We start from the raw sequence: 22,546 nt of genomic DNA, 5'->3' as shown, positions 1-22,546 counted from the left end.
CCCCGCGACGGGGCCGTACGCGCGCCGGTTTTTGCGTGGCGCCGGTCTCTACGGCGCCGGTCTCTACGGCGCCGGTCTCTACGGCGCCGGTCTCTACGGCGCCGGTCTCTACGGTGCCGGGGCGTAGCCGGCCGGGCGGGTGGTGAAGGTGCCGCGGCCCTGGGTACGGCTGCGCAGCCGGGTCGCGTAGCCGAACACCTCGGCCAGCGGCACGATCGCGGTGATCACGACCGTGCCCGACCGCGTCGCGGAGCCGGAGATCCGGCCGCGCCGGGCCGCGAGGTCGCCCAGCACCCCGCCGGCCGCGTCGTCCGGCACCGTGACCGTCACCTCGGCCACCGGCTCAAGCAGCGCCATCGTGCCCGCCCGCAACGCCTCGCGCAGCGCCAGCCGGCCGGCCGTGCGGAAGGCGAGCTCCGAGGAGTCCTTCGTGTGGGTGGCGCCGTCGGTCAGCGTCACCCGCACGCCCGTCACCGGGTGCCCGGCCAGCGGCCCGCCGGCCAGGGCGTCGCGGCAGCCGGCCTCGACCGCGCGCACGTACTCGCGCGGCACCCGCCCGCCGGTGACGGTCGAGGAGAAGGCGAAGTCGCCCTCGGCCAGCGGCTCCACGTCGATCATGACGTGGGCGTACTGGCCGGCGCCGCCGTCCTGCTTGACGTGCCGGTACAGCAGGCCCGACACGCCGCGGACGAGGGTCTCCCTGAACGCCACCTGAGGCCGGCCGACGCCGACGGCCAGCCCGTGGTCGCGGCGGATCTTCTCCACCGCCACCTCCAGGTGCAGCTCGCCCATCCCCGACAGCAGCGTCTGCCCGGTCTCGGCGTCGGTGCGGACCGCCAGCGACGGGTCCTCCTCGGCCAGGCGCGCCAGCGCCGCGGCCAGCCGGTCGGCGTCGGTGCTCCTGCGCGCCTCGACCGCCACCGACACCACGGGGTCGGCCGCCCCCGGAGGCTCCAGCACGAGGGGCGAGCCCGGCGCGCACAGCGTCGTCCCGGGCCTGGCCGCCTTCGGCCCGACGACGGCGACGATGTCCCCGGCCACCGCCCGGTCCACCTCGGTGTGGCGGTCGGCCTGCACGCGCAGGATGCGGCTGATCCGCTCGGTACGGCCCGCGCCGGCGTCCAGCACCGTGTCCCCCTTCCGCATCGTGCCCGAGTACACCCGTACGTAGGTCAGCCGCCCGGTGGCGGTCGAGTTCACCTTGAAGGCCAGCGCGGCCAGCGGCGCGGCCGGGTCCGCCGGGCGTTCCGCGCCGTCCTCGCCGCGCACCGCCGGCACCTCCGGCGGCGAGGGCAGGTACGCCACCACCGCGTCGAGCAGCGGCTCGACCCCGCGGTCCCGGTACGCCGAGCCGCACAGCACCACCACGCCCGCACCGGTGCGGGTCAGGTCGCGCAGCGCCGCGGCCAGCGTGCCCGCGGAGATCGACGGGCCCGCGCAGAACTCCTCCAGCGCGTCCGCGTTCAGCTCGGCCACCGCCTCCTCCAGCACGCGGCGCCGCCGCAGCGCCTCCTCGCGCAGTTCCCGCGGCACCTCACCCTCCTCGCAGGCGCCGCCGGTCCACACCAGCGACCGCATCCGCACCAGGTCGACCACGCCGGCGAAGCCGTCCTCGCGCCCGATCGGCAGCTGCACGACCAGCGGCGCGGGATGCAGCCGGCGGCGGATCGACTCGACCGCGGCGTCCAGGTCGGCGCCGGCCCGGTCGAGCTTGTTGACGAACGCGATCCGCGGCACGCCGTACCGGTCGGCCAGCCGCCACACGGACTCGCTCTGCGGTTCGACGCCCGCGACGCCGTCGAACACCGCGATCGCGCCGTCGAGCACCCGCAGCGAGCGCTCGACCTCGTCGGAGAAGTCGACGTGGCCGGGGGTGTCGATGAGGTTGATCCGGTGCCCGTCCCAGGCGCAGCTCACCGCGGCGGCGAAGATCGTGATGCCGCGGTCGCGCTCCTGTGAGTCGAAGTCGGTGACGGTCGTGCCGTCGTGCACCTCACCCCGCTTGTACGTCGCGCCGGCGAGGAAGAGCATCCGTTCGGTGACGGTGGTCTTGCCGGCGTCGACGTGGGCGAGGATGCCGAGATTGCGGACGGTCGTCAGGGAGGTGGAGAGATGGGCGCGCACAGCCGATGACCCTTTCCGGGTGTCGTCGAACAGGACAGCGCGATTCCCCGGACGAAGGACGGCCGGAACTCGAGGCCGTGCGAGGACCCCGGCGCGGGATCAGGCCCGCGGGGGGTCGGGAAGGTCGCTTCGTCAGGGCGTCCGATGGCGGCCGCGCAGCCGGCATCGGGGCGACGAAGACACCAGGATCACCTCGTGCCGCGAGGGAGGGACGATGGCAGCGGTGCTGTGGCGCACGGCCGGCTCCTCTCCCTCATCGATGCGGTACGGCGTTCGGTGGGGAGTGTAGTCACACGGGGATGACGGAGGGAACCGATTTTTCCGGCACGTCCGCCAGAACTTCCGCCGCGGCCGCACCTGACGGGAGAAGGCGTTTGAGGCGGGCGTGACGATGGTAGAGGCCACCTAGCAGGGCAAATGGAGATCGCCCCGCTATCGGTAGCCTTCCGGGGGGAAGGCGTGATAGGCGGTCTCCGCGGTTGTGAGACCGCCGGATCGGGGGAAAACCCAATGCGTAAGACGCTCACCGGGCTGGGCCTGGCGTTCTTCTTGACGCTAGTCCCGGCCGCCGCAGCGACGGCCGACACACCGGTCGAGCCCGTCGCGCAGAGCCAGGTCACACCCGCGCCACAGCAACAGACGGACGGAGGCGGTAACGCCGGCCTGTGGGGCCTGCTCGGCCTGCTGGGCCTGCTGGGCCTGGCCGGCATGCGTAAGCAGCGCCACGTCGGCACCTCGGAACACGTCTCCGACCGCGGGATGCGCCCATAGGCCGTCCCCGCCCGGCGACGCAGCCGGGATGAGATCGCAGCGGCACGGCCGCCGCACCGCGGCCGTGCCGACGCGGCTCCTTCAGAGCAGGGCGCCCGCACGGCGCAGGCGCCGCTCGCGGAGGGCGAGCAGCGGCGGCAGGCCGAGCTGCGCGGCGATGTAGACCGCCACGGCCAGCGCCTCCCAGAAGCCCGCCGAGCCGACCGCGCCGCCGGCGAACTGGGCCAGTCCCCAGCCGCCCAGCGAGATCATGAGCGGTAGCACCACCGTGACGAGCATCCAGGCCATGACGGCGATCCCGGCGACGTACGGCACCACGAACCAGCGGGCGATCTGCCGGTCCCGCTCCCCGGCCCCGGCCAGCTCCGCGCTCTCGGCCTCGGTGAGGCGGAACAGCCGGCCCTTCGCGGTGAGCCACGTCGTCCGGTAGAGGTTGTGGCAGCGCAACGCGTTCGCGAGCAGCGCGTACGAGTCGCTGCGCAGCGGCAGGGCGGCCCACTGCCAGACGATGCCGAAGATCAGGAAGAGCGCCACGGCGGCGAGGAAGCCGTCCACGCCGGCGGGCGGGCCGAGGAGCCGCAGCGCGAGCGTCACGGCGAGGACCACGGTGTCGACGGCCATCCCCGCCAGATAGACGCCGTAGCGGCGGTTGCGCGCAACCGTGACGATCTGGGTGAGGTCGGTCTCGAAGACGACGTACACACCGCGGTAGCTGACGCGGAAGATCGCCGGCACGCCGACCGCGCGCCCAGCGAGCCAGTGCCAGGCTTCGTGCACGGCGCCGAACGCCACACCCATCAGCAGCCACGTGAACGCCGACAGCCCCGGGCTGGGCAGGAACACGGCGTCCTCCCACGAGGGCCGGAGACCGGGCCGGAACACCAGCACGCCGGCCGCGAACAGCGCGGCCGCCACGTAGAACGACCAGGCGGCGCGGCCGAACAGCCGGGCCGCGGCCTGAGGGCTGACCCCTTCGATCCACCTGATGTGCCCGCGGACCGGCGCCGTCTCAGCGGGCGGGTCGAGCAGCCCGGCGGCGGTGAGCCCTTCGACGAAGTCCGTGCCGTCCACCGGCTCGCCCGCGACCTCGCCGGCCCGCGCGGTGGCCTCGGCCAGCGAGCCCGTCTCCTGCAGCGTGGTCACGAACACGGCGCCAGGCTCGGGCACCGCGACGAAGACGCCCAGCTCGGGGCGGCCGAGAATCCAGGCCTCTCCGTCGAAGGAGACCGTCAGCCGCGCGGCTCGCTCGCGCAGCCCCGCATCCACGGACGTGGTCATTCTCTCTCCAGGATCAGGTACGGCATGGGCAGGGCCGCACCCCGGTGTGGCCGGGATGCGGCCCTGCGCCCGGAATCAGGAGTCCGGGTGGATGAGCTGCGTCAGACGGGTGTTCTCGACCCGCTTGATCTCGATCTTCACTCCCTGTACCGCTCGCTCCTGGCGGGCCGGCGCGTCCTGGTGGTCCTTGACGACGTCGCCGCACCCGAGCACGTCCGTGCGCTGCTGCCCGGCGACCCCGGCTGCCGTGCCGTCATCACCAGCAGGAACCGCCTCGGCGGCCTCGTCGCGCTGGACGGCGTCGAACGCCTCACGCTCGACGTGCTGGACCAGCGGGAGGCCCTGCGGCTGATCGCGCACGGCATCGGCGAGGACCGCCTGCGCCGCGAGCGGGAGGCCGCGGCGGAGCTCGTGGCGCTCTGCGGCCGGCTGCCGCTCGCGCTCTCCATCGCCATGTCCTGGATCGGCGACCAGGAGCACCGGATGATCGGCCACTACGTTCGCGAGCTGGCGGACCGGGGACGGCTGGCGCGCCTGCGCGTCGACGGCGACGAGAGCGTCGCCGTGCAGGCGGCCCTCGACCTGTCGCACCAGGCGCTGCCGGCTCCCGCGCGGCGCATGTTCCGGCTCCTCGGCGTGGCCCGGGGCGCCGCCATCTCCGCCGACGCGGCCGCCGCCCTGGCCGGCACGGGCCGGGAGCACGCGGAGGACCTCCTGGGCGCGGCGGTGCGCGTCCACCTGCTCAAGGAGACAGGCCCGCGCCGCTTCGCCGCCCACGACCTGGTGGTCGAGTACGCGGTCCGGCTCAGCCTGGCGGAAGATCCGCCGCGGGAGCGGCACGCCGCGGCCCACCGGCTCCTCGACTACTACCTGGGCACCGTCGTTCGCGCCACCTCGGCGGCGGGTTTCGAGGCCCCGCGGCTGCCCGGCGGCCCGGCCGGGGCCGGTGTCACGCCGACGGAGTTCGGCGGCCCGGCGGAGGCCGTCGGCTGGTTCGACGACGAATGGGACAACCTCGCCGCCGCCGTGTCGCACGCGGCCGAGCACGGTCCGCGCCCCTACGCCTGGTTCCTGGTCGAGGCCATGACGGGCCTGCTGCAACACCGGCGCACGCACGCGGAGTGGCTGCGCCTGGCGGGCATCGCGCTGGACGCCGCCGAGCGGGAGGAGGACCCCATCGGGCAGGCCGCGATGCGCAACTCCCTCGGGCTCGTCCGGTGGCTCATGGCCGACCTCGAAGGCGCGATGCGGGAGTACGAGCGCGCGCTGGCGCTGGCACGCAGGGCCGGCTGGGCGCACGGCGAGGCCACGGCGCTGCAGGGCGGCGGCGTGGCGAGCAAACAGCTGGGAAAGCCGCAGCGAGCCCTTCCGCGCTACCGGCGGGCCATGGCCATCCACCGTGCGCTCGGCAACGAACGCGGCGAGCTGCGCGCGCAGAACAACCTCGCCTCCGCCTACCTGATGCTCGCCCGGCTCGACCGCGCCGAGGAATGCCTGGTGGCCAACCTTCCCCTGGCCGAGGGGACGGGCGACCGGCTGCTCCAGGCGCTCACCCTCGTCAACCTCGCCCTTGTCCGCCAGAAACAGGCCCGGTTCGGCGAGGCGCTCGCATGCCTGGACGAGGCCCTGTCCGTGGCCCGCTCCGCGGGACTGCGGTACGCCGTGGCGGTCACGTACGAGACCTACGGCTGGGTGCACCGCGACGCCGGCCGCCACGAGCAGGCCGTGGACGCGTTCGCCCAGGGGCTGGCCGTCGCCAGGGAGGTCGAGAACAGGCGCTGCCAGATCGCCTCGCTGAGCGGCATGGCCGAGGCCGAGCTGGAGCTCGGCAGGATGGACTCCGCGCTCGCCCGCCTCGAGGCCGCGCTGCGGCTGGCCGAGCGGACGGGCACGGACCTGGACCAGGTGCTGCTGGGCCTGGCGGAGGCCCACCACCGCGGCGGCCGGCACGCCGACGCGCGTGACGAGGCCGAACGCGCGCTGAAGCTGGCGCAGGACGCCAACCCGCTGAACCTGCCCCGGCTGTACGGGCTGCTCGCCGCCGTGCACCTGGCGGACGGCGACGCGGCACAGTCGGTACGCGCGTGCGAGCAGGCGCTGAGGCTCGCCCACCGGTCGGGCCAGCGGCTGGAGCACGCCCGCGCCCTGCTCACGCTCGGCCACGCCCGGGAAGCGCACGCCCCCGAGCAGGCCCGCCGCCACTGGCGCCGCGCTCACGAGCTGTTCACGGCCATCGGAGCACCCGAGCGCCTGAAGACAGCGGCGCTGCTCGACCGACGGTGACCGTCGGCGGGCGTTTCCCCGTACGCGCCCACGTGAGCGGGTCCAGCCCGCGCCTCAGCCGGTGGCGGGGAGCGCGGCGTGGTCAGGCGGGGACGACGTGGCCGACGCGGAAGAAGCCGTCGGGGTCGTACGCGCGCTTGACCTCGCCCAGCCGCCGGCGGTCCGCCGTCGTGTACGCGGCCGCCGTCCGCGACGGGTCGGCCAGGAAGTTCAGGAACGTCCCGCCGTTCGCGTACGGTCGCAGCGCCTCGGCCAGCCCGGGGACCCGCGTGTCCACGATGGCCGAGAGCCTCGTCGTGCGGTGGCTCACCGGCCCGGCGTCCGGCCCGGGCCGGCTCATCGCCCCGCCCCAGTGCCGGATCTCCACCGTCGGCGCCTGCTCCGCTGCCCGCACCAGCGTGTCGATCACCTGGTCGGGGACGGTGTCGAACATGTCCATGTGCCGGTTCGGGGTGCCGCCCATCGCGGTGGCCGCGTACGTGGTCGTCCGGGTGTCGTCCAGCAGCGCCGGGCCCGCCGCCCGGTACAGCGGCGCCAGCAGCCGCCGTGCCTCCTCCGCCGTCCCGGCGTGCACGACCTTCAGCATCACGACGTGCCGCCCGCGCACCGGGGCGGGCACCTCCTCGCCGTCCGGCATGTGCCTGAACACGAGTGCCGTGCTGAGCTCGTCGGGAGCGCCGTCCATCCAGTCGCGGTACGCGCCGAGCGTCTCGCCCGCCGCCTCGATCGGGAAGTAGGTGAAACCGGCGTACACCCGCTCGACCGGGTGGAGCCGGAACTCCAGCGAGGTGACGACGCCGAACCCGCCGCCGCCCCCGCGCAGCGCCCAGAACAGCCCGGGGTGGCTGCCCGCGCTCGCCGTCACGTGCCTGCCGTCCGCCAGGAGGACCTCGGCCCGCACCACGCTGTCGGCCGCGAACCCGTGCCTGCGCGCCAGCCAGCCGAGCCCGCCGCCGAGCGTGTAGCCGGTGACGCCGACGGAGGGCGACGACCCGGACAGCGGCGCGAGCCCGAACGGCGCGGCGGCGGCGACCATCTCGCCCCAGCGGGCGCCGGGACCGACCCGCGCGATCCGGCGGGCCGGGTCGACCAGCACCGAGCGCATCGGCGACGTCCTGACCAGGATGCCGCCGTCGCACGGGACGTGCGTGCCGTGACCCGTCGCCTGCACCGCGAACGGCAGCCCGTGCCCGCGCGCCGCCAGCAGCGCCGCCCGCACGTCGGCGGCGCTCCGCGCCTCGGCCACGAGCGCCGGCCTGGGGTCCACCGCGGGGTTCAGCGAGCGGCGCGCCGCGTCGTAACCGGCCTCGCCCGGCAGGTGCGCCGCCCCGGAGAAGCCGGGAAGCGTGATCTCGTCCTGGATGGTGTGCGGCTGGCTCATCTTCCGGCCCTTCTCTCCCGCGATCCGCGATCACTGTGCTGGAGGGCGCTCACGGCTTCTTCCCGTTCGTCTTGCCGTCGCCCTACTGCCAAGGGTCGTGCGGGCGTCCCCCGCGGGCATCGGACGGCCGTCGCCACGTCCGCTACACCACCGGTCGTACGGCGCGTGCTTCCCGCTACGCCCGTTCCGGCGGCCCGCGATTATCGGTTAGGTAAGGCTCATCTAATATGGCGTCCATCAGGGCGTAGATCGCTGCGAAGAGGAGCACCCATGGCCACTGTCCCGCGCCGCATCCTGGCCGCCATCGGCGCCGCCGCGCTGCTCGGCGCCGGCGCCTGCGGCGGCACGGCCCCGCCGCCCGCCGCCGCGCCGCCGGCGTCCGGCCAGGGGGCATGGACCTGGACCGACGACCGCGGCAAGCGGGTCTCCCTCCCGGAGCGCCCCCAGCGCGTCGTCGCCCAGTCGGGCGCGGCGGCGGCGCTGTGGGACTTCGGCGTGCGGCCCGTCGCGGTCTTCGGCCCGCACCGGCTGAAGGACGGCGGCCGCGACCCCGAGGTGGGCGAGGTCGACATCTCCAAGGTCGAGTCGATCGGGAACGTGTGGGGCGAGTTCAACGTCGAGAAGTACGCCTCGCTCCAGCCCGATCTGCTGGTGGCCGGCATGTACCAGAAGAACACCCTCTGGTACGTCCCCGAGGAGTCGGTCAAGGTGGTCGACCAGATCGCCCCCACGGTCGGCGTGCAGCTCAGCGGCAAGCCCCTGGTGGAGATCATCGAGACGTACGGCCGGCTGGCCGCCGCGCTCGGCGCGGACCCCGATGCCGCGCCCGTGGCCGATGCCAGGAGACGTTTCGACGCGGCCGGTGACGCCCTCAAGCAGCTCGCCGCCGACAGGCCGGACCTGAAGGTGATGATCGTCACAGGCACCCCGGACAACCTGTACGTCGCCTACCTGCCCGACCACCCCGACATCAAGTACTGGGGCGAGCTGGGCCTGAACATCGTCTCACCGGACCGGCCCACGAAGAGCGAGGGCGGCTTCTGGGAGGTGCTGAGCTGGGAGAACGCCGACAAGTACGACGCCGACGTGATCCTGGTGGACGCCCGCGCCCAGTCGATGAAGATCGACGAGATGGCCGCGAAGCCCACCTGGGCCAAGCTGCCCGCGGTCAAGGCCGGCCAGCTCTATCCGTGGCACGCGGCCGAACGCTACAGCTACCTCGGGTACGCCAAGGTCATGGAGGAGCTCAAGGCCAACCTCGACAAGTCGCGCGACGACGTCGTCACGTGACGGGCACGATCTCGGCCCGGGTGAGCGCCCCGTGCTCGATGGTGAGCAGGCCGAGCGTGCCGTGCGGCTGGCGGCGGCGGTCGGTGGGGGAGCCGGGGTTGAAGATGCGCAGGCCGCCGTCCGACTCGTCGAGCGGGATGTGCGAGTGGCCGAACACGACCAGGCCCGCCCGCGGGAAACGGCGCCGCATGCGGGCCAGGCGGCCCTTGGCCGGGCCGCTGTCGTGGATCATGGCGATCCGCAGCCCGTCCAGGGTCAGCTCCAGCCTCTCCGGCGCGTCGAGGTCGGGGCCGTCGTTGTTGCCCTTGACCACGTGCACGGGGGCGTAGGCGGCCAGTTCCTCGATCACCGAGGGGACGCAGACGTCGCCCGCGTGCAGGATCAGGTCCGCGCCGCGCACGTGCTCGGCGACGCGGGGCGGGCAGGAGCGCCAGCGCCTGGGGGCGTGCGTGTCGGACAGCGCGACGACTCTCATGCCCGCCTTCCTGCCCCGGTCGCGGTGGTCGTCACGTCCCGTCCGCGTACAGCTCGTCCAGCCACGCCCGCCAGCGCCCGCCCTCGCGCTCATCCCCGCGCTCATCCTCGAAGAGCAGGTGTGCGGCGATCATGGGACCGTGGAAGCCCTGGAGGAAGCGGTAGATCGCGTGATCGGCTCGGATGCCGAGGGTCTGGGAGTTGCGGAAGTACACCACTCCTTCGACCTGCCCGGGGCCGAACCGCACGCGGTCGCCGGGGGAGGGAGGGCCGCCGAGGGCGGCGTACAGGAGCTCCCAGGCGCGCGGCCAGTCGCCGACGGGCGGCCCGAACTCCGTGACGGGCGTCCCCGCCCGTCCCGCGAAGTGGCCGAGATATTCGACCAGCGTCGCGAAGTACATCTCCATGCCCCTGGACATGGCGTCGAACTCGTCCTCCCAGTCGTCGCCGGGCAGGAACCCGCTGGTCACCAGGCGAACGAGCGCGCTGCCCCGGTCGCGCCCCTCGATGAGGAACTCGTAGGCGACGAAGCGCCCGTCCTCGCCGGTGGCGCTGCTGTGGGCGAAGCGCCTGCCGGGCTCGGCGGCCGTCACCGTGGACTCCGGCATCGCGAAGCCGCCGAAGGCCGTGCGGACCACCCCGCCGGCGACCTCGTTGCGGCCCATGAACCACGAATCGATGCCCGGCCCTGTCGAGATGGCCTCCCAGACCTCCTCCGGGGTCGCCTCGACCAGGGCCTCATGGGGGAGCTCGAACGCGTGCCCCACGTCAACGCTCTATCGGGTGCACGGAAGGGGGCACGGAAGGGTGCACGGCCACGATCAGCCGGTGATCACGCCCGCCTTCAGCAGACTCATCATGATATTTGCTGACCAGCGAGGTCACGCACTGCGTCAGCTCCTCCGCGAACGCCGCCCGGTCGGCCGCCGACGCGAAACGCACCTGGCCGTCGATGGCGAACGTCGCCAGCCGCTTCCGCGCCCTGGCCGCCCCGTTGACCAGAGCGCCCACATCGCGTACGAGCCGCGCCGCCAGCGCCAGCAGCCACCGCGCCGATAGCCGGTCCGGTGACCGGCCGGGGTCGGGCTGCACGGAGGCCAGCGCGGCCGGCGAGATGACGAACGACGCGGCGGTGGCCCGCATCACGCGCTCGGTGACGTTGCCCTTCCTCCGCTCCTCGACGAGCTCCACCAGGCCGTGTTTCTCCAGCGTCCGCAGATGGTAGTTGACCTTCTGCCTGGCCAGGCCCACCCTGGCGGCCAGCGACGTGGCAGAGCCGGGCTTGACCAGCTCGGCCAGCAGTTTCGAGCGCATGGGGTCGAGGGACGCCTCGGCCGCCGCAGGGTCTTCGATCACCGCCACTTCGTCCATGCGTGAACGATGTCACCGACAAAAAAATCTGTCAAACGGTCCGGGGCGGCCCGCTAGGATCGGCCCGTGCGACAACCGGATCTCCACCCCATCGCCGCCCGGCTGGCCGGCGTGCCCGGGGTCGTCGCCGTCGTCCTCGGCGGCAGCCGCGCGCGCGGCACCCACCGTCCCGACTCCGACATCGACCTCGGCCTCTACTACCGCGGCCCGCTCGCCGTGGACGACCTGCGGGCGCTCGCCACGGAGCTGACCGGCGCGCCCGCCGAGCTGACCGAGCCGGGCGGCTGGGGCCCGTGGGTGGACGGCGGCGGCTGGCTCACCATGGACGGGTGGCGGGTCGACTGGATCTACCGTGACCTTGACCGCGTGCACAGCGTCTGGCGAGACTGCCGCGCGGGCCGCTACGAGATCGGCTTCCAGGTCGGCCACCCCCTGGGCTTCTACTCCCACGCGTACGCGGGCGAGGTGGCCCTGTGCCGGGTCCTCGCCGACGCGGGCGGCGAGCTCACCGCCCTGCGCGACGAGGTCGCCGCCGCCTACCCGCCGGCGCTGCGCGACGCCCTGGTCGGAGGGCTGTGGGAGGGCGACTTCGCCCTGTCGGCCGCCCGGTACGGCGCGGCGGGCCGCGACCCGGCGTACACCGCGGCGGCCCTGTTCCGGGCGCTCGGCGTCGCCTGCCACGCGCTGCACGCCCACGACGGCGCCTGGCTCGTCAACGAGAAGGCCATGATCGCCTCGGCGGACCGGCTGCCGTCCGCGCCCGGCGGGTTCGGAGAGCGGGCCCAGGCCTTGCTCGCCTCGGTGGGGCACACGCCGGAGGAGATCGGGCGCACCATCGACGCGGCGGCGCGGCTGGTCGCGGACGTACGGGCCGCCTGCGGCGCGTGACCCACGCCATGGCCCTCCGCCGATCGAGCCAGGTAAGGTCGCTGGCTCACGATCGGCGCGCCGTAGCAGCATAATGGGGCGGTTAATGCGGTCTCATGCCCTCACGCCCAGCGCCCTGATCGCCGAGGTGGAACCGTTGTCCCACGGGCAGCGGTGCCGCCGTCCGGCCGCGCTCGCCCGGGACGGACGGCCCGAGCTGCGGGTCGTGCTGGACGAGCTGCGGGCCCGGCGCGACCCGTAGGAACGGCTCGTCGGGGTGCGGCTGGCCGTGATGGCGCGCGAGGTCGCGTACGTCACGCGCGCGATGACCGACCCCGATCACGGGCGCGGCGGCCGGCCGGGCGCTGAACGGCGGGCAGGCGGGGAACTTTGCCCGTGTTGCTCGTGGACGGCGTCGTGGGCGGGGTCTGGCCCCAGCGGCGTTCGGGGCGGAGAATCGATGTCACGGTGGAGCCGCTGGGCGACCTGTCGCGGGCGCACCTGCGCGAGCTGGACGAGCAGGTGGAACGGGTGGGTGCGGTGATGGAGGGCCGGCCGAGCCTGACCGTCGGCACGGTCACGGCGGGCCCGCACGCGTGACGGTGGCGTCCTCCTGACTCGCCCGCGGTGCGGCGCACGGGCGTGTCGGTGACGCGGCGGTAAATACTTATTTTCCTACCAAATGTGTGGGAAGATGGGGTGGTGAGCATGGACAGGACCCGCCCGTCGAGCGCGCGCGCCGACTCCCCGGTGACCGCCGCCATCCGCGCGGGGCGGTGGATCAGGTCCGCCGCCGCCGACGACGAGCACGGCAGGCGCTGGCTGGCCAATCCCGACCTGCGCGGCGGGTCGGCGGTCACCCCCGAGCCCTGGTCGCTCTACTCGGGCGGCGCCGGCATCGTGCTGTTCTTCCTCGAACTGGCCGCCGCCACGGGCCACGAGGCCTACCTCGACGACGCCAGGGCCGGCGCACGGTGGCTCGCCGCCACCTGGCGCGAGCGCGACGACGTCTCGCTCTACCACGGGCTCACCGGCACGATGGTGGCGCTCATGGAGGCCGGCTGGGCGCTCGGCGAGGACCGCTTCGAGGCGGAGGCCAGGGCGATCGCCGAGCACGTCGTCCACCTCGGAAGGTCCTCGGGCGACGGCGTCGCCTGGTCGCGCGACCCTGCCCAGCGCGGCGACGGCGGAGTCGTGCTCGGCCTCCTGTCCGCGGCCGCCCGCTTCGGCCTGCCGGCCTGCGAGGAGGCGGCGGTGGAGGCCGGCCTGCGCATCGCCCGGTTGCCGGTGCCGGGGCACCTCTTCGGAGACGGTCCCGGCCTGCCGTCCGATGCCGTCACACCCGGCTTCCTGGCCGGTACGGCGGGCACCGCGTTCCTGCTGGCCCGCCTGTACGGCGTGACGGGCGACGACCGGTTCCTGGCGGCGGCGCGCAGCGGTGCCGGCTTCGTCCGCGAGATCAGCGTGGTGACCGGTGCGTGCGCGGTCGTCCCCCACCACGTGCCGCAGGCGCGCGGGCTGCACTACCTGGGCTTCTGCTCCGGCTCGGCGGGCGTGGCCCGGATGTTCTACGAGCTGCACCGGGTGGCGGGCGACCCGGGCGACCTCGACTGGGTGGAACGGCTCGCGCGCGGCATCGTGCAGAGCGGCGTGCCGCGCCGCAGCACCGAGGGCTACTGGAACGTGGCCTGCCAGTGTTGCGGCGCGGCCGGCCTGATCGAGTTGTTCACCGGTTTATGGGCGGCGACGGGCAACCCCTCCCACCTGGAGTACGCCAGGACGCTCGCCGCCGACCTGATCGGCCGGGCCAGCGACCACGACGGGCGGGGCTACCGCTGGTACCAGGCCTACCGGCGGCTGCGGCCGGAGGAGGTGACGGCCGACACCGGATACATGGTGGGCGCGGCCGGCATCGGCGCGGCGCTGCTCCACCTCGACGCCGCCGGGCAGCCGAACAGGGCACGCCGGGTGATCCTGCTGCCCGACAACCCGTTCCCCGCCATACCCGTGCCGCCGGCGGCGCTGCGCGGGGCGTGACGGGCCGCCCGGTTGAGCTTCGGCACGCCCTGCCGCGTGTACGGGCTCGTACCGGCGCTCATGAGCCGCTCGCGGCGTCCGGTCAGGCCGGTGGCAAACACGCGCCGATGTCCGGCCCAGAATCACCCTGGTCAATGCCAAATCCGGATCGATGGGCGGTATGACGGTTTCCGATCGGGCAGGCGTGGGTCTCCCGAAGCGCTTTCAGCCGTTCGACGGGAGGCGGATCTGGGATGGCTCCAACCGCAACAGGCATCGCCGATCAGAACCGGGCGGGCGCCGCCCCGCCCCCGCCGGGGCGCGGACGGGTCGCGGCGGCCGCACTCTGGGGAGCCGTGCTGGCGCCGTTCGCGGCGCTGGCGGCCGCCGTGCCGCTGGCCTGGGGGAGAGGGCTGTGCTGGGTGGACGTGGTGGTCGCGGCCGGCGCCTACGCGATCGCCGGGCTCGGCGTCACTTCGTCGGCGGCTTGTACGGCTCGCCGCAGAAGTAGCGGTTGAGCGCGTCGACGCCCGCCAGCAACATCGGCGCGACCTTCGGATCGCTGCGGTGCACGTTGACCGAGAGCGTCATCCGGCGCCTGCCCGCCGCGTCGGCGAAGGCGAACGTCTGGTAGCCCGGGATGGCCCCGGTCGCGCCCCACGTCTCGCCGCAGGTGAGCCCCGCCGACTCGAGCCCGAGCCCGTACCGCGGGAACACCGGCGCCTGCGGTATGCCGACCCCGGTACGCATCTGGGCGAGAAGGTCGCGCGTGACCAGCCGGCCACCGAACAGTGCCTGGTAGAAGCGGTTCACATCGCGGGCGTCCGACACCACCCCGTACGCCGCCCACGCGAACGACGGGTTCAGCCGCGTGATGGGCTTGAGCGAGCCCGGCACCTCGGGGTCGGCGTCCCTGGGCAGGTAGTAGCCGGTGGCGTGCGGGCCGCGGATGTCCGGCCGGGTCAGCGGCAGGTACGTGCGCGTCATGCCCGCCGGGCGGAAGATCCGCCGCTTCAGCTCGGCGCCCAGGTCGTGGCCCGTGACCTTCTCCACCAGCAGCCCGAGCAGGATGTAGCCGGTGTTGGAGTAGGAGAAGCGGCCCCGCTCCGGTCGCGGCAGCCGCTCGGCCTCGGCGACGAGCTGCCGCGGGGTGTAGGTCTTGTGCAAGCGGGCGGGGTCGGCGAACCCGGGCGCCTGCGCGTAGTCGGCCAGGCCGCCCGTGTGGTTGAGCAGGTGCCGTACGGTGATCCGGTCGCCTCCCTCGACCAGGCCGGGCAGCCGGGTGGCGATCTTCTCCTCCAGGCTCACCCTGCCCTCCCGCACCAGCTGCAGGACCACCGCGGCCACCATGCTCTTGGTCAGGCTGGCGATCCGGAACCGCGCCTCGCGCGGCACCGGCGCGCGGGTCTCCAGGTCGGCGACGCCGCTGGTGGCGATCCAGGTGCCGCGATCGTCGTCGATCCTGGCCAGGACGCCGGGAGCGCCGGCGGCCACCATCGCGTCGAGCGCCTGGCGCACGCCGGCATGCTCCTGCGCCTGCGCGCTCGCCGGCAGGGGGGACAGCAGTCCCGCGGCGATGAGGACGGTGGCCGCCACGCGGCGGCCGGTCAGGAGGGACATGTAGAGGTTCCTTCGATGGGACGGCGGTGAACGATCTCCATCCTCGAAGGGCCCGCGGCCGTCCTCGTCCTCATTCCTGACGAACCTCGCCTGCCACGCTGGTCGCACCCGGGCTGCGACCACAGGCTGACGCGCGTGACCCCCTCGACGCGTCGGCGTCGCGCGGGACCGCCGCCGGCCGGCGGGCCGTGGTGCCGTCAGGGCAGGTTGGCCAGCGCCTGGCGGGCGGCCCGGAGCGCGCCGTCGCGGACGTCGTCGCTCACCTTCGGCTGCTCGCGCGCGGTGTGGGTGACCGTGAGGAGGGTGCGGCCGGATCTCAGCCACACGGTGGTCGCGGCGCTGTCACCGAAGTCGGAGACGGTCCCCTCGTCCTGCGCGAACGCCTCATCGCCCAGGCCCGGCACCTTCCGCACGGCGGAAACGGTCACGGTGGTGAGCTCCCCCTTGCCGACGCCGGCCTCCGACACCGCGGCGGCGCGGTGCAGGGCGAGGGTCTCCTCGGCGGTCTTCTCCTCCGGATAGCCGTTGATCTTGATGTCGAGTTGTGTACGTCCCCGCCAGGAGCAGGTGGTGGTGCCCTCGGGGGAGGGGGCGCCGCCCGTGAGAGCGGCCGCCTGCGCCTCGGTCAGCAGGGTGCACGGATCGGGGACGGCCGCGGCGGTGGGCGACGGGGGCGGCGTGGAGACGGAGGTCGCCGTCACCGGCCCGGTGGTCGGCCCGGTGGTCGGTCCTGTGGTCGGCCCGGTGGTCGGCCCGCTGGTCGTGGTGCCGGGTGGGCCGGTCGTCGTCGTGGCGTTCGTCATCAGCAGCGCGGCCGCCGTCACCGCCGACGCCGCCACCGCGCCCGCCACGGCGGCCGCCACCAGCGGTCGCCTCCGCCGGGCCGCCGGGAAGGCCGGCTGGAACGGGTGGTCCACGGTGTCGACCCCGTCCCGCCCGGTGCGCGGGCCCGGCGCATTCCCGCCGGGGAGCGGCGGGGAGGCCTGCCCGGGCGGGTACGCGGCGCCGCCCCGTCCGTGCTCCCCACCGGGTCCCCGAGCATGTTTCCTGGCACGTTTCCGGGGCGTGTCACTCCCGGTGCCGTCCGGAGTGACACCGGGGGTGACGCCGGCCTGGTCGGGGTGCGCCACCGCGTGCAGAGCCTGCCGGAACGCCTCGGTGTCAGGGCGTCGACCGGGATCCTTGGCCAGCACGGCCAGCAGCACCGGCCCCAGCGGGCCCGCGTGCGCCGGGGGAGGGGCCGGGTGGGTCAGGACGGCTCCGAGGGTCGCCAGCCGGTTGTCCCGGTGGAACGGCCCCCGGCCCTCGACGGCTGCGTACAGCGTCGCAGCCAGCGACCACAGGTCGGACGGCGGCCCGGCCGCGCGGTCGTTGCGCACCCGCTCGGGAGCCATGTAACCGGGCGAGCCCACCACCGCGTCCGCGGAGGTGAGCGCCGCCTCCCCGGAGCGCACGGCGATGCCGAAGTCGGTGAGGATCGCCCGGTCGCCCTCCGCCAGCAGCACGTTGGCGGGTTTGACGTCCCGGTGCAGCACGCCCCGCTCATGCGCCAGCGCCAGCGCCTCGAGCAGCTGCAGCCCGATCACCGCGGCCCGGCGTGGCGACAGCCGTTCGCCGCCGGCCAGCAACCGCTCCAGCGAGGGCCCGGACACCAGGTCCATGACGATCCACGGGCGGCCGTCGGCGACGAGCACGTCGTGCACGGTGATGATGGACGGGTGCGCCAGCCCGCCCGCCGCCCTGGCCTCCCGCATGGTGCGCTCGCACAGCTCCTGCCGGGCGTCGGCGGGCATGTGGGCGGGCAGGCGCACCTCCTTCACGGCCACCTCGCGGCCGAGCAGCTCGTCCCAGGCCCGCCAGACGATGCCCATGCCGCCCTCGCCCAGCGAGCTCCCCAGCCGGTAGCGCCCGGCGAGCGGAGCGTCAGTACTCACGGGCGAGCGCTTCCCCGACCCATCGGGCCGCCTGCACCGCCAGTTCGCGCATGCGCTGGTCCTCCTCCACGTCCCGTCCGTACTCGACCGTCACCACCGCGTTGCTGAACCGGAAGTGCACGGAGGCCCTGAAGCTCGGCTCCGAGTTCGTCGAGGCCACGTGGGTCAAGTCGGCCGTGAATGCTTCGTTGCCGAGCCCTTCCAGCTTCTGGGGCTCGCGGTAGACGATGCTGCCGTCCGTCGTGGCATGCACCATGCGATAGGCGGAGTCGCGAGCGTAACCGAATGTCCGCCGCGCCTCGGCGGGGTCTCCGCTCCGTTCGACGTCCACCTTCAGCCCGTAGACCAGCCGACCCGGTATGTCCGAGAGATCGGACTTCCAGTCGCAACTCCGCTGCTCGAACGCGAACGGCTTATCCCTGTCGGGCACCAGCTGGGCGAGCTGCTCATCCGTGAGGAGACGGCAGATGTCCGGCTGGGTGGTCACCTCGCCCGTCCCCGAGTCCGCGCCCGGAGGGACGACCGGGGTCGCGGGCAGGTTCGCGGGCGGAGGAGTGCGGCCGGTCGCCGCAGGGGACGGGGTGCCGCCGCGCCCGCCTCCCGAGGACGGCCCGGCGGTGGAGGCGGCGACGGCCGCCGTACGGTCCGGGCCGAACGCCGCGGTGACACCCGCCGACGTTCCGGCCACCACGACGGCCAGGCACGCCGCGACCGCCGCCAGCGCCCACGGCCGCGCCTGCAGCGCGGGACGCCGGCCCAGCCGCAGCTCCACCGTGGTCTTACCGGTGACGCGGTCCGCCCGTCCCGCTGTGGCGATGTCCCGCATCGTCCGCTGCGCCGTCCACGCGTCGGGGCGCCGTGCCGGGTCCTCGGCGAGCAGCTCGAGCAGCAGCCGCCGCAACCGGGCCGCCGCGTCCTCCGTCTCCGCACCTGCGCCGGGGCGGTCGAGGCGCAGCGTGCCGGCGGGGCGATCACCACCTCCGCGCCGATCCTGCCCTCCGGTACCGGGACGGACCCGTACGGTCGGCGCCCGATCCTCCGGTGTCCCCACCCCGGCCGTCCGGCCAGACAGGCCTCCGGGGGCCGGAACGCCGGTGCCGTCTGCCCGGCTCGTCAGGCCTCCGCCGGCCGCTTGGCCCGGCGCGCTTCCGCCGGCCGCGTCCTGGCCGGTCTCCGGTTGCTCGGGCGTGTCCCGTGCGGCTGCCTTCAGGTCGGGTGTGGTCCGGGTGGTGTCCGGTCCGTCGTGCCGTTCGGCCGCCGTCTGGTGAGCGCTGGTCTGGCCGGTGTCCGGCCGGTCGGGGACGTCCCGTTCGAGGGCCGGGCGGCCGGACGCCACCTTCCCGTGAACGGGACGGCCGGGGGCGGGTGGCGGAAGCGGGGCGCCGGTCGCGGTGAGGAGGGTGGCGGCCAGGGACCACAGGTCCGAGGCGGGAACCGGCACCGCGTTGGCGGCCCGGCACTCCGGCGCCGTGAAGGCGGGATCCGCGTCCCCCGTACCGAACCCGGTGAGCACCCACCGTCCCGAGCTCGGCTCCAGCACGTGGTCCGGCTGGACCGCTCCGTGCAACGCGCCCAGCGTGTGACCGGCGACCAGGGCCTCGAGCAGGTCCGCGCCCAGCGCCGCGACCTGCCCGGCGGGCAGCGGGCCGCGCTCCGCCACGAGCCGGCCCAGCGTGCGGCTTTCCAGCAGCTCGGCGACGAGCCACGAGCGGCCGTCCACGGTGAACACGTCGTGCACGGCGGCCACCGCCGGATGCCGCAGGCGTGCCGCCGCGAGGGCGCCGGGCAGGTCCCGCTCGTCGAGGGCGCGTACGGTCACGTCCCGGTGCAGCACCTCGTCCCTGGCCCGCCACACGGTGGTCTTCTCGCCGGCGTCGAGGGGGACGGTCAGCCGGTAGCGCTCGTTGAGCAGCGTGGTCATGTCAGCCCTTCCGCGACGTGGCGTGCCGCCGTCTCCGCGCACTTGCGCACGGAGCCGTCGGTGTCGGCGGTGACCGTGCTCGGCACGTCTCGCTCGCAGCGCAGCAGCATCGCCAGGTTGCGCACGTGGAACCAGACCTCCGTGTTCAGCCTGTTGTCGCCGGCCCATGACGAGACCTTGTCGCGTCCTGCGGCCAGGTCGCCCACGCCCGGCAGGTCGCGCGGCGGCAGCTCCCTGCCGCCCACGGCGGACGGGCCGGCCATGCTGGCAGCCTCCTGCCGCATGCCGATGACGTACTCGCGGGCCACGGCCGTCCCGTCGCCCAGCGGCCCCGGCTTCATCAGGAACGCCTTCAGGATGATCGAGTTCTTTCCGTCGTCCAGGGTCGACCACGAGCACTCGTTCGCTTCCAGCGGGGACTTCGTGTAGCCGGGGACCAGCTCCCGCGCCTGCTCCTCGGTGAGCCGGCTGCACGGTCGCGGGATGGAGGCGAAGGCGGCTCCTCCCCGCGTGGCCGTGGCGCTGGGGGAGGTGCCGACCGGTGCCGTGGCGGCCGGACCCGCGGTGGAGGCGGCGGAGGACGCCGAGACGGGCGCGTACGTGGTGCGCGGCGCGGGCCCGGGGGAGCCGCCCAGCGACAGCGTCACGGCGACGGCCGGCGCCGCCACCACCAGGCTCAGCCCCGCCGCGGACAGCGCCACCATGCCGCCCCCCAGCCGGAGCGCCGGGCGCTGGCCGCCTCCGCGGAGCGTGTCGAGCGCGGCCGGCACGGCGGGCCGCCTGGCGGGGTCGCGGGCGAGCAGGGCGAGCAGCAGCGGCGCCAGCGCCCTCGCGCGCACCGGCGGGCGCGGCTCGCCCGCCAGCACCGCGCTCACCGTCGCCAGCCCGCCCTCGGGGAACGCGGGCACGCCCTCGACCGCCAGGTACAGGGTGGCGCCCAGCGACCACAGGTCGGACGCCGGGGCGGGCCCCGTTCCTGACAGGCATTCCGGGGCGGTGAAGCCCGGCGTGCCCCCGGAGCCGCCTCCGAAGAGCTCGGGCACCGCGCAGCCGTACCCGGTGAGCACGCCCCTGCCGGACGCGGTGAGCCAGACCGTGTCCGGCCGCACGCCCAGATGCGCCAGGCCGAGCGCGTGACCGGCCGCGAGCGCGCCGAGCACGTCCGTGGCGATGGCGGTCACCTGCCCGGCAGGGAGCGGCCCTCGCTCGCGCACGGCCTGCGCCAGCGGCATGCCGTCGATCGGCTCGGAGACGAGCCAGGCCGCGCCGTCCGCCACGTACGCGTCGAGGAGGGGGTTGAGCGCCGGATGCGAGATCCGCGACGCGGCGCGGGCCCGCTGCACCGCCTTCAGCGCGAGCACGTCGCGCTCGCTCCCGGGCAGTTCCGGCGGCGAGGGCACCTCCCTGATCAGCACCTCCCTGAGCAACTGCCGGTCCGATGCGAGGAAGGCCCGCTCGCCCGCGGGCCGCGACATCCGGTAGCGGTCTCCCGGCGGGTTCATGCCGCCCTCTCCTCGAGCGCGGCGGCCGTCCAGCGCGCCGCCCGCAGCGCGCGTTCGCGGGTCCGCTCCGACGAGCCGGCCTTCATGTCGGTGTAGGTCACTTCCAGCAGCACGTTGCTGAGCCGGTAGGCGACGGTGGTGCTGATGACGTCCTCCTGGTGACGTACGAGCAGGTCGTAGGTGAGCGCTTCCGCCCCCAGCCCGGGGACGTCCGTGGAGCCTGTCTGGTCGGACTGCGTGCGCTGGGTGACGCCGATGGAGGGGCGGGTCCAGACGATCAGCCGCTTGTCGCCGCCGTGCAGATGGTTGCGCAGGTTGACGTAGGCGTCGTGGGCGTCGACGGGCTGGCTGTCCCACATCTCCGGATAGACCGTGCCGAACGGCTCCTCGCTGACGAACAGGCCCCTGCCCTCGACCGTCCACCGGCATCCGGTGCTGTCGCCGTTCTTGAACAGCGTGCCGCCGCGCGGTGAGGCGCCGGGCACGATCTCGGCGGCCTGCTCGGCGGTGACGAGCGTGCACAGGTCGATCGGGGCGGGGAACCTGGCCTGCTCCTCCTCCACCGGCTGGGCCACGGCGGACGGGGACGTGGCGGTGACGGAGACGGCGGGCGGCGGTGAGGCCACGGGAGGGGGATCCTCACCCCGCAGATTCGTGACGGCGAGCGTGCCGGCCGAGACGAGCAGCGCGGCCGTGCCCGCGGCCAGGATCAGCCGCCGGCGGCGCCCGCCCCCGCCGGCGAGCGGCAGGGTGCGCCGCCCGGAGGAGAACGGCAGGGCGCGCCGCCCGGAGGGAAGGGCGGCGGGCGCGGGCAGCGGCGGCGGTTCCGCGTCCTGGGCGATGCTCGCCAGCGTGCGGCGTACCAGCTCGGCGGCCGGGCGCTGGGCGGGCTCGCGCGCCAGCATGCGGGTCAGCAGCGGCCCGAGCGATCCCGACCGCCGGGGCGGTCGGGCCTCCTCCGTGAGGACCCTCGCCAGCACCGCCATCGCGTCGCCGCCCGGGTGGGCGGGCTCGCCCTCGGCCGCCTCGTACAGCGTCGCGGCCAGCGACCACAGGTCCGACTGCCGGCCGGGGCGCTCCCCGCGCAGCCGTTCGGGGGCGATGTAGCCGGGGGAGCCGACCAGCATCCCCGACTCGGTGATCGTCGCCTGGCCCTCCACCGTCGCGATGCCGAAGTCGGTCAGGATCGGCGCGCCGTCCTCCCCGACGAAGATGTTGGCCGGCTTGATGTCGCGGTGCAGCACGCCGGCGGCGTGGGCGGTGGCGAGCGCGTCCAGCACGCCGAGGCCGAGCCGTGCCACCTGGCGCACGGGCAGCGCTCCCGAGTCGCGGATCACCCGGTCGAGCGGCCGGCCGCGCAGCAGCCGCATGACGATCCACGGGCGGTCGTCCCTGGTGAGCACGTCGTGGACGGTGACGATGCCCGGGTGCTTGAGCCGGCTGGCCGCCTGCGCCTCCCGCACCATGCGGGCGCAGAGCTCGGCGCGCTCGCCGGGGCCGAGCTCGGGAGGGAGCCGTACTTCCTTGATCGCGACCTCCCGGTCCAGCCGCTCGTCGTGCGCGTGCCAGACCGTGCCCATGCCGCCGGTGCCTATCGGCGAAACGAGGCGGTAGCGACCCGCCAGTAAGCGGTCCTCAACACTCGACATCCCGCCAGCGTAGAAAGGAGCGATATAAATCCGCTTTAGATGCCATGCGTGCGGTCTCCCGCGGC

The 22,546-nt window shown here is 74.5% G+C and carries 19 protein-coding genes; 8 read left to right on the top strand and 11 right to left on the bottom strand.

The features are described from left to right. Positions 1-108: 108 nt before the first annotated feature. Positions 109-2,124: an elongation factor G gene (fusA, locus tag ACZ6SA_RS17355; protein ID WP_465828885.1), complete on the bottom strand. Its 2,016-nt coding sequence runs from the start codon at positions 2,122-2,124 to the stop codon at positions 109-111. A 510-nt stretch (positions 2,125-2,634) separates the two neighbouring features. Between fusA and ACZ6SA_RS17350 the strand changes: the two genes are divergently transcribed. Next, the gene (locus tag ACZ6SA_RS17350; protein ID WP_132636554.1) at positions 2,635-2,895 is read left to right on the top strand and encodes a WGxxGxxG family protein; all 261 of its coding nucleotides are present in this window, start codon (positions 2,635-2,637) and stop codon (positions 2,893-2,895) included. A gap of 81 nt (positions 2,896-2,976) precedes the next feature. Here ACZ6SA_RS17350 and ACZ6SA_RS17345 read toward each other — a convergent pair whose 3' ends face one another. Continuing rightward, positions 2,977-4,173, bottom strand: coding sequence for a hypothetical protein (locus ACZ6SA_RS17345; protein WP_465828883.1), 1,197 nt, complete (start codon positions 4,171-4,173; stop codon positions 2,977-2,979). 87 nt (positions 4,174-4,260) lie between these two features. Between ACZ6SA_RS17345 and ACZ6SA_RS17340 the strand changes: the two genes are divergently transcribed. Next, positions 4,261-6,456, top strand: coding sequence for a tetratricopeptide repeat protein (locus ACZ6SA_RS17340; RefSeq protein ID WP_465828882.1), 2,196 nt, complete (start codon positions 4,261-4,263; stop codon positions 6,454-6,456). Between the two features lie 82 nt (positions 6,457-6,538). On the opposite strand, the gene ACZ6SA_RS17335 is transcribed toward ACZ6SA_RS17340, so the two are convergent. Then, positions 6,539-7,837 (bottom strand): FAD-binding oxidoreductase, encoded by a 1,299-nt coding sequence (locus tag ACZ6SA_RS17335; RefSeq protein WP_465828881.1) that lies wholly within the window; start codon positions 7,835-7,837, stop codon positions 6,539-6,541. Positions 7,838-8,107: 270 nt separating this feature from the next. On the opposite strand from ACZ6SA_RS17335, the gene ACZ6SA_RS17330 reads away from it, so the two are divergent. Further along, a complete protein-coding gene (locus tag ACZ6SA_RS17330) occupies positions 8,108-9,127 on the top strand; it encodes an ABC transporter substrate-binding protein (RefSeq protein WP_465828879.1) in 1,020 nt (339 codons plus the stop codon). On the opposite strand, the gene ACZ6SA_RS17325 is transcribed toward ACZ6SA_RS17330, so the two are convergent. The 3 genes from ACZ6SA_RS17325 to ACZ6SA_RS17315 are packed head-to-tail and all read right to left on the bottom strand — an operon-like array spanning position 9,120 to position 10,972. Further along, positions 9,120-9,602, bottom strand: coding sequence for a metallophosphoesterase family protein (locus tag ACZ6SA_RS17325; protein WP_465828878.1), 483 nt, complete (start codon positions 9,600-9,602; stop codon positions 9,120-9,122). The two genes, ACZ6SA_RS17330 and ACZ6SA_RS17325, sit on opposite strands and share 8 nt — an antisense overlap. Positions 9,603-9,633: 31 nt before the next feature. Further along, positions 9,634-10,368, bottom strand: a complete 735-nt coding sequence (locus ACZ6SA_RS17320; protein WP_465828876.1) for an SRPBCC family protein — start codon at positions 10,366-10,368, stop codon at positions 9,634-9,636. Between the two features lies 1 nt (position 10,369). Next, entirely contained in the window at positions 10,370-10,972 is a 603-nt protein-coding gene (locus tag ACZ6SA_RS17315; protein WP_465828874.1) for an ArsR/SmtB family transcription factor, read from the bottom strand. A 66-nt stretch (positions 10,973-11,038) separates the two neighbouring features. On the opposite strand from ACZ6SA_RS17315, the gene ACZ6SA_RS17310 reads away from it, so the two are divergent. The 5 genes from ACZ6SA_RS17310 to ACZ6SA_RS17290 all read left to right on the top strand — a co-directional run bounded on the left by ACZ6SA_RS17310 (position 11,039) and on the right by ACZ6SA_RS17290 (position 14,373). Beyond that, entirely contained in the window at positions 11,039-11,860 is an 822-nt protein-coding gene (locus ACZ6SA_RS17310; RefSeq protein WP_465828873.1) for a nucleotidyltransferase domain-containing protein, read from the top strand. A gap of 85 nt (positions 11,861-11,945) precedes the next feature. After that, the gene (locus ACZ6SA_RS17305; RefSeq protein ID WP_465828871.1) at positions 11,946-12,101 is read left to right on the top strand and encodes a hypothetical protein; all 156 of its coding nucleotides are present in this window, start codon (positions 11,946-11,948) and stop codon (positions 12,099-12,101) included. A gap of 134 nt (positions 12,102-12,235) precedes the next feature. After that, positions 12,236-12,439, top strand: coding sequence for a hypothetical protein (locus ACZ6SA_RS17300; protein ID WP_347644464.1), 204 nt, complete (start codon positions 12,236-12,238; stop codon positions 12,437-12,439). A 108-nt stretch (positions 12,440-12,547) separates the two neighbouring features. Then, entirely contained in the window at positions 12,548-13,876 is a 1,329-nt protein-coding gene (locus ACZ6SA_RS17295) for a lanthionine synthetase LanC family protein (protein WP_347644463.1), read from the top strand. Between the two features lie 233 nt (positions 13,877-14,109). Continuing rightward, complete coding sequence (locus ACZ6SA_RS17290) at positions 14,110-14,373, top strand: hypothetical protein (protein ID WP_465828869.1); 264 nt, start codon at positions 14,110-14,112, stop codon at positions 14,371-14,373. On the opposite strand, the gene ACZ6SA_RS17285 is transcribed toward ACZ6SA_RS17290, so the two are convergent. From ACZ6SA_RS17285 to ACZ6SA_RS17265, 5 genes are all read right to left on the bottom strand, one after another. Continuing rightward, the gene (locus ACZ6SA_RS17285; RefSeq protein ID WP_465828867.1) at positions 14,327-15,475 is read right to left on the bottom strand and encodes a serine hydrolase domain-containing protein; all 1,149 of its coding nucleotides are present in this window, start codon (positions 15,473-15,475) and stop codon (positions 14,327-14,329) included. The two genes, ACZ6SA_RS17290 and ACZ6SA_RS17285, sit on opposite strands and share 47 nt — an antisense overlap. A gap of 197 nt (positions 15,476-15,672) precedes the next feature. Beyond that, on the bottom strand, positions 15,673-17,409 hold the full coding sequence (locus ACZ6SA_RS17280) for a serine/threonine-protein kinase (protein ID WP_465828866.1): 1,737 nt from the start codon (positions 17,407-17,409) through the stop codon (positions 15,673-15,675). Then, positions 17,399-19,330 (bottom strand): serine/threonine-protein kinase, encoded by a 1,932-nt coding sequence (locus tag ACZ6SA_RS17275; protein ID WP_465828864.1) that lies wholly within the window; start codon positions 19,328-19,330, stop codon positions 17,399-17,401. Before ACZ6SA_RS17275 ends, ACZ6SA_RS17280 begins: the two co-directional genes overlap by 11 nt. Next, complete coding sequence (locus ACZ6SA_RS17270; protein ID WP_465828862.1) at positions 19,327-20,832, bottom strand: protein kinase domain-containing protein; 1,506 nt, start codon at positions 20,830-20,832, stop codon at positions 19,327-19,329. The genes ACZ6SA_RS17275 and ACZ6SA_RS17270 overlap by 4 nt, the downstream gene beginning before the upstream one ends. Then, complete coding sequence (locus tag ACZ6SA_RS17265) at positions 20,829-22,481, bottom strand: serine/threonine-protein kinase (RefSeq protein ID WP_465828860.1); 1,653 nt, start codon at positions 22,479-22,481, stop codon at positions 20,829-20,831. Before ACZ6SA_RS17265 ends, ACZ6SA_RS17270 begins: the two co-directional genes overlap by 4 nt. Positions 22,482-22,546: the final 65 nt, after the last annotated feature.

The sequence above is a fragment of the Nonomuraea sp. NPDC049378 genome (assembly GCF_055586745.1).
This window is presented reverse-complemented; position numbering and strand designations above follow the sequence as displayed.